The 6844-nt window shown below is 41.8% G+C and carries 8 protein-coding genes; 3 read left to right on the forward strand and 5 right to left on the reverse strand.

What is annotated here, in order from left to right:
* Positions 1–211: 211 nt before the first annotated feature.
* The 3 genes from Q0K96_RS14635 (at position 212) to Q0K96_RS14645 (ending at position 2943) form a co-directional block, all read left to right on the forward strand.
* Complete coding sequence (locus Q0K96_RS14635) at positions 212–1096, forward strand: cyanophycinase (protein WP_297334726.1); 885 nt, start codon at positions 212–214, stop codon at positions 1094–1096.
* Between the two features lie 64 nt (positions 1097–1160).
* Positions 1161–2102 carry a cyanophycinase gene (locus Q0K96_RS14640; protein WP_297334727.1) on the forward strand — a complete coding sequence of 314 codons (942 nt, stop codon included), beginning with the start codon at positions 1161–1163 and terminating at the stop codon, positions 2100–2102.
* 1 nt (position 2103) lies between these two features.
* On the forward strand, positions 2104–2943 hold the full coding sequence (locus Q0K96_RS14645; RefSeq protein ID WP_297334728.1) for an isoaspartyl peptidase/L-asparaginase: 840 nt from the start codon (positions 2104–2106) through the stop codon (positions 2941–2943).
* Between the two features lie 3 nt (positions 2944–2946).
* Here Q0K96_RS14645 and Q0K96_RS14650 read toward each other — a convergent pair whose 3' ends face one another.
* The 5 genes from Q0K96_RS14650 to thrS form a co-directional block, all read right to left on the reverse strand.
* The gene (locus Q0K96_RS14650; protein WP_297334729.1) at positions 2947–3264 is read right to left on the reverse strand and encodes a hypothetical protein; all 318 of its coding nucleotides are present in this window, start codon (positions 3262–3264) and stop codon (positions 2947–2949) included.
* Between the two features lie 103 nt (positions 3265–3367).
* Positions 3368–3712: a 50S ribosomal protein L20 gene (gene rplT / locus Q0K96_RS14655; protein ID WP_223054300.1), complete on the reverse strand. Its 345-nt coding sequence runs from the start codon at positions 3710–3712 to the stop codon at positions 3368–3370.
* Positions 3713–3809: 97 nt separating this feature from the next.
* A complete protein-coding gene (gene rpmI / locus Q0K96_RS14660; protein WP_223054301.1) occupies positions 3810–4007 on the reverse strand; it encodes a 50S ribosomal protein L35 in 198 nt (65 codons plus the stop codon).
* A 147-nt stretch (positions 4008–4154) separates the two neighbouring features.
* Complete coding sequence (gene infC / locus Q0K96_RS14665) at positions 4155–4685, reverse strand: translation initiation factor IF-3 (protein WP_297334731.1); 531 nt, start codon at positions 4683–4685, stop codon at positions 4155–4157.
* Between the two features lie 47 nt (positions 4686–4732).
* Entirely contained in the window at positions 4733–6679 is a 1947-nt protein-coding gene (thrS, locus tag Q0K96_RS14670; protein WP_297334730.1) for a threonine--tRNA ligase, read from the reverse strand.
* Positions 6680–6844: the final 165 nt, after the last annotated feature.

Below are 6844 nucleotides of genomic sequence, written 5' to 3' on the forward strand. Positions count from 1 at the left end.
GATAGATTGTAACGTATTTTTTGTAATATTTTTAAGAATTTTTTAAAAGAATGCTTTAACTGTTGTTTATGTCACAAAATAAAAGATGAAATATGCTAATTCAATAAACATTAGCAAAACTTTATCATCTTATTTGCTTTAGCGAAAATGCATATATTTTAAATTTATCGTTGCAAATAAAAAGAGGATAGGCTAATTAAAATTCTTAACTATGGCTATAAAGGGTAAGCTTATAATAATAGGCGGTGCGGAGGATAAAGGCAGGCCGCAGGATATTCCTAAAAACGCCGGCGATACTGATACAGCTGTAGATGAGTATTATGAAAAAGGCATATTGCACCGTATTGTGAAAGAATCGGCTAAGAAAAACAGGTCGCGAATTGAAATAGTTACAACGGCATCCACACAGCCAGAACAAATAGGTAAAGATTATACAGAAGCATTCCACAGGCTTAATGCAAATAATACAGGTGTACTTATAATTGAAAGCAGGGAGCAGGCAGGCGATGCAAAAAATATAGAAAGGCTGCAAAAGGCAGATGTGGTTATGGTAACCGGCGGAGACCAGTTAAGGCTTACATCAATATTGGGCGGCACACCTTTTTTAAACCTTTTGCAGGAAAAGTACCTGAACGAAGATTTTATATATGCCGGCAGTTCGGCGGGTGCTGCAGCGGCCTCTAACAATATGGTTTTTAAAGGTAGTAGCGACCTTGCACTCTATAAAGGCAAGGTACGCTTAACAAGCGGGCTGGGTATGATTAATGATGTAGTTGTAGATACCCATTTTATTACCCGTGGCAGGATAGGCCGCCTGTTGCAGGCAGTGGTAGCGAATCCGCGAATTATTGGCATTGGCCTTGAAGAAAATGCCGCATTAATGGTAACTAACGGGACTAAAATGGAAGCCATTGGCCCTGGAATGAGCATTATTGTTGACGGGCGTAGTATATTAGACAGTAACTTTAATGATATTGTTGACGGGCAGTCTATATCTATAGAGAATGTAACATTGCACGTTATGAGTAAGTATGATATTTACCACCTTGACCGCTTTAAGCTGAATATAGACCACAGTAATAACAGGGCAGAATAGTAAAGCCATTTACATAAATATATCGTAAATTGCAGTTATAGCAACCATGAGTAATAAAAAATAAATGAACGCAAAAGGAAAATTAATAATTATTGGAGGAGCAGTTGACAAGGGAAATTTTACAGATGAAGCTACCCTTGCCAAAGGTGTCCCTAATAATCTTAACTTTTTTGAAACCGGTATTTTAAGAAGGATAATAAATGAATCGGCACATCATGAAGAGTCGCGTATTGAGGTAATAACAACAGCTTCTGTAATTCCGCGAGAGGTTGGGCCGCAGTATGTTAAGGCATTTGAGTACCTGCGTGCTACAAATGTTGGGCTGCTGCATATAGAAAAAAGGGAGCAGACACGCGACCCTGAAGTACTTGACAGGATAAGGAAAGCAGATGTTGTTATGTTTACCGGTGGCGACCAGCTACGCCTTACCTCTATACTTGGTGGCACCAAACTGCATGATATTATTTTAGATAAATTTCGTCATGAAGATTTTATATATGCCGGCACCTCGGCAGGGGCAGCAGCGGCATCCAACAACATGATATACCAGGGCAGCAGCCACGAAGCACTTTTAAAGGGAGAAGTAAAAATTACCAGTGGGCTCGGCCTTATACAAAGCGTAATTATTGATACACACTTTGTGCAACGCGGGCGTATTGGCAGGCTTTTTCAGGCGGTAGTGGGCAACCCCCGGGTGCTGGGCATAGGGCTGGGAGAAGATACCGGACTTTTAATTACCAGCGACTGCAAGATGGAAGCAATAGGTTCGGGGCTTGTAATTTTAGTAGATGGGCGTAATATTATGGATACCAACCTGACACAGGTTGAAATGGGCAGGCCTATAAGCATTAATAACCTTGTGGTACATGTCATGAGTATGTATGATACATACGACCTGCAATCGCACACTATGGATATACATAACTCCCAGTATCACATTCCGCTTACCGCCCCTGCTGAAGCCGATGATGATGTTGCTAAGGTAAAAAGTGAAGATTTTGAATAGTATGAAAATAATTATACATGGCGGTTTTTTCAGCGAATCGCATACCGATGCTGATACAAAAAAAGCAAAACAGGATGCGATGGAGCATATTGTTAAGCAGGCTTACGCTTATCTTAAAAACCACACGGCACAGGAAACGGTTGTATATGCTGTTTCCCTATTAGAAGATGATCCGCTGTTTAATGCAGGTATTGGTTCACAAATTCAAAGTGATGGCAAAATACGCATGAGTGCTGCTATTATGGATGGCGCTACTATGAAAATGAGCGGTGTTATTAACATAGAAGAAGTAAAAAACCCGGTTAAGGTTGCAGAGCTTCTTTTGCCTTATGAAGACAGGATATTAGGAGGGGAGGGGGCGACTGCGTTTGCAAGGAAGAATGGATATGAGCCATTTTCTACCGAGATAAAACAACGCCGAAAAGAATATAAAGAAAAACTGAAAAGCAACGGGCTTGGTACTGTGGGCTGTGTTGCACTCGATAATAAAGGCAACCTGGCAGTTGCGACCTCTACAGGAGGCAAAGGCTTTGAGATGGTGGGGCGTATATCAGATTCAGCTACCGTAGCCGGCAATTATGCAAATGCTTATTGTGCGGTAAGCTGTACAGGAGTAGGAGAAGACATTGTTAGCAATGCAACTGCAACAAAAATAGTTACCCGAGTTACAGATGGTATGCCATTAAAGGAAGCCTTTTCTAAAACATTTGACGAGATGAAACCTTATGATGGCTTTTGCGGCGCCATAGCCATAGACCATGAAGGTAATATGTACCATGACGATTCGCACCCCAGCATGGTATATGCAGGGTATGATGGTAAAGAATTAGATATGTTTTAATAGTTACTGCTTAACTTTTACCGGTATTTCGCCATAAGTAGAATAACCGCCTATTTTTTGCAGGTTTACATTCACATCAAGGTCTTCACTGGTGCGGATGCCAACAATATTTACATCCATAGGGGCAGTATTTGTAAGCGAAACACGTATGCTGCCATCTTCATTTAAGGGTACTACCGCATAATTTGCCCCTACAGGTGTAGGTGTGCTATCGCCGCTAGCATAAGCCTTCGGCATAATATCTATTTTCTCCATTATATTTATTACAAGGCAGGCTGCAATAACGGTAAGTATAATTTTGGTGTAGCGGTCTGTTTTCATATTAGTCAGATTTATAATTATTACGCCTAAGATAAATAAAAAACCCGCTCTTTTAGGAGCGGGCTTATTTATAAGTAAGAATAATATTGTTGATAAAACGTTCTTATTTAACCTGGTTTACTATTGCAGCAAACGCTTCAGGGTGGTTCATGGCAAGGTCTGCAAGTACTTTACGGTTAAGTTCTATACCTGCTGCCTTTACTTTACCCATAAACTGAGAATAGCTCATTCCGTGTAGCCTTGCACCTGCGTTAATACGCATAATCCAAAGTGCGCGGAAGTTTCTTTTCTTTTGTTTTCTGTCGCGGTAAGAGTAAGCCATTGCTTTCTCTACTGCGTTTTTGGCTACTGTCCAAACGTTTTTACGACGGCCGAAGAAACCTTTGGCCTGCTTAAGGACTTTTTTTCTGCGAGCTCTTGAAGCTACTGAATTTACTGATCTTGGCATAATTTTCTTTGTTTTTGTAGCAGGCGCCCAATTTAGCGGGACTTAAAAGCCATACTCCAGGGTTATTAATTTATTTTAACCGAAAGAGAACTGTTTATTAAACTAAACGTAGTTGCTCTTTTACGCTCTTCTCATCCGCAGGATGAACCAATGTAGCGTGCGTTAAGGCAAGCTTGCGCTTCTTAGACTTTTTTGTCAGGATGTGACTCTTAAAAGCGTGCTTCCTTTTAATTTTTCCAGAACCGGTAACTTTAAAGCGTTTCTTGGCGCTGGATTTAGTTTTCATTTTAGGCATTTTCTTCCTGTATTTATTATATTCTTACTTACTTATTTTTAGTCTTAAAGCCGAAAGTTTTAAAGTCTTAAAGAATTTACTCTTCCTGACTTTACAACTCCCGACTTTTAACTTTGGTCTTTATGACTTTAGCCTTTCTGCAATAATTTATTTCTTCTTCTTCGGAGCGATAAACATAATCATCCTCTTACCTTCAAGAACAGGCATAGATTCTACCTTGCCATATTCCTCAAGATCCTGTGCAAGCCTTAGCAGCAATATCTGCCCCTGCTCTTTATAGATGATAGAACGCCCTTTAAAGAACACAAACGCTTTTAACTTAGAACCTTCTTTCAGGAACTTTTCCGCATTCTTTTTCTTGAACTCATAATCGTGTTCATCGGTTTGCGGGCCGAAGCGAATTTCCTTTACCGTAATTTGCGTAGATTTTGCCTTAAGCATTTTATCACGCTTCTTTTGCTCATAAAGGAATTTTTTATAATCCATTATTTTGCATACAGGCGGTTCCGCTTTAGGAGATATCTCCACAAGGTCAAGTTCCTGTTGTTCGGCCATTTGCAGGGCAACCGATGTTTTATAAACTCCCGGTTCTACATTATCCCCCACAAGCCTTACCTCAGGTATCCTTATGGCATTATTTGTCCTGTGTGCGTCTTTTTTTTCCTGTCTGGGCTGTATGCCCCTGTTGTTTCTTATTGCTATGGCTCTTAAAATTTAAATTAAACTTAAAATGTTTTTAGTGTTTTATTTACTTCCTCCTCAACAAGTGAGGCGAATTGTTCTATTGTCATAGATTCGTTACCCTTTCCGGCTTCACCGTGGCGGCGCACTGATACCGTTCCGTTCCTTTCTTCTTCCTCGCCAACAATCAGCATGAATGGGAACTTTTTAGTCTCAGCCTCCCGGATTTTCTTACCGATGGTCTCGTTTCTGTTGTCAATCAGGGCGCGAATTTCGTGATTTTCCAGCAATTCTAAAACTTTTTTAGCATAATTTTCATATTTCTCACTAAGAGACAGTATGATAGCCTGCTCCGGCATCAGCCAAAGCGGGAAGTTTCCTGCTGTATTTTCAAGCAAAATCGCTATAAATCGCTCCATTGAGCCAAACGGCGCACGGTGAATCATTACCGGGCGGTGCAGCTCGTTGTCAGAACCCTTGTAAGTCAGGTCAAAACGCTCCGGCAGGTTATAATCCACCTGAATAGTACCAAGCTGCCACTGGCGGCCCAGTGCATCCTTAACCATAAAGTCGAGCTTAGGGCCATAGAAAGCTGCCTCGCCATACTCTACAACGGTGTTTAGCCCTTTGTCTTTAGCTGCGTTAATAATAGCCTGCTCTGCTTTTTCCCAATTTTCGTCGCTGCCAATGTACTTATCGCGGTTTTCCTGGTCGCGAAGCGATATCTGTGCGCTGAAGTTCTCAAAGCCAAGCGAGCTGAATACATACAGTACCAGGTCGATTACTTTCTTGAATTCCTCATCAAGCTGGTCGGGCGTACAAAATATGTGTGCATCATCCTGAGTAAAGCCGCGCACGCGGGTTAAACCGTGCAGTTCGCCACTTTGCTCATAACGGTAAACGGTACCAAACTCAGCATAACGCTTAGGCAGGTCTTTGTACGACCACGGTTTGCTGTTGTATATTTCGCAGTGGTGCGGACAGTTCATCGGCTTTAGCAAAAACTCTTCGCCTTCGTTTGGCGTGTGTATCGGCTGAAAGCTGTCGGCGCCATACTTAGCATAGTGGCCCGATGTTACATATAGTTCTTTCTGGCCTATGTGCGGTGTTACTACCTGCTCATATCCGGCCTTCTTTTGTGCTTTCTTCAAAAACTGTTCCAAACGGTCGCGTAGTGCGGCACCTTTTGGCAGCCACAGCGGCAATCCCTGACCTACTTTTTGCGAGAAGGTAAACAGCTCCAGCTCCTTGCCCAGTTTGCGGTGGTCGCGGCGTTTGGCCTCTTCCAGCAGTTCCAGGTACTCTGTAAGGTCTTTTTGCTTGGGGAACGAAACGCCATACACACGGGTTAGCTGCTTGTTCTTTTCATCACCGCGCCAGTAGGCACCCGCCACGCTCATAATCTTGAATGCTTTTATAATGCCGGTGTTGGGTATGTGCCCGCCGCGGCAAAGGTCGGTAAAGGTGCTGTGGTCGCAAAACGTGATGGTACCGTCTTCAAGGTTTTCTATAAGCTCTACCTTGTAGGGGTTGTTCTCTTTTTTATAAAAATCGAGCGCCTCGGCTTTGGTAGCCGAACGCATATTAAACTCATGCTTATCCCTGGCTATGGCAAGCGCACGGTCTTCAATGGCTTTAAAATCTTTGTCGGTAATGGGCTGGTCGCCAAAATCAACGTCGTAGTAAAAACCATTTTCTATAGCGGGGCCAATAGTAAGTTTTACGCCCGGGTAAAGCTCTTGTAGCGCCTGCGCCAAAACGTGGCTAGATGAGTGCCAGAAGGCTTTCTTACCCTCTTTATCATTCCAGGTGTATAATATTAAAGAACCGTCCGTCGTCAGTGGGGTTTTGGTTTCAATAGTTGTACCATTGAAAGACGCCGATATAACGTTGCGTGCCAATCCCTCGCTGATGCTCATGGCTACATCCATTGGAGTAACGCCTGCATCAAATTTTTTAACTGAACCGTCAGGTAATGTAATATTTATCATTATTAAAGTTTTATAGACGGCAAAGATAACGGATTACAGGGTTTGGTGCAATACTAATGAATATATCGGCAAACAATTTATTTCATATTTGAAATGTTAATTATTGTTAATATTTCCTATATTTATCATTCAATTCAAAAATTTACTAAATGTTATTGCAAAATA

Source organism: Flavobacterium sp. (genome assembly GCF_024305175.1).
Classification (GTDB): Bacteria; Bacteroidota; Bacteroidia; order Flavobacteriales; family Flavobacteriaceae; genus Flavobacterium.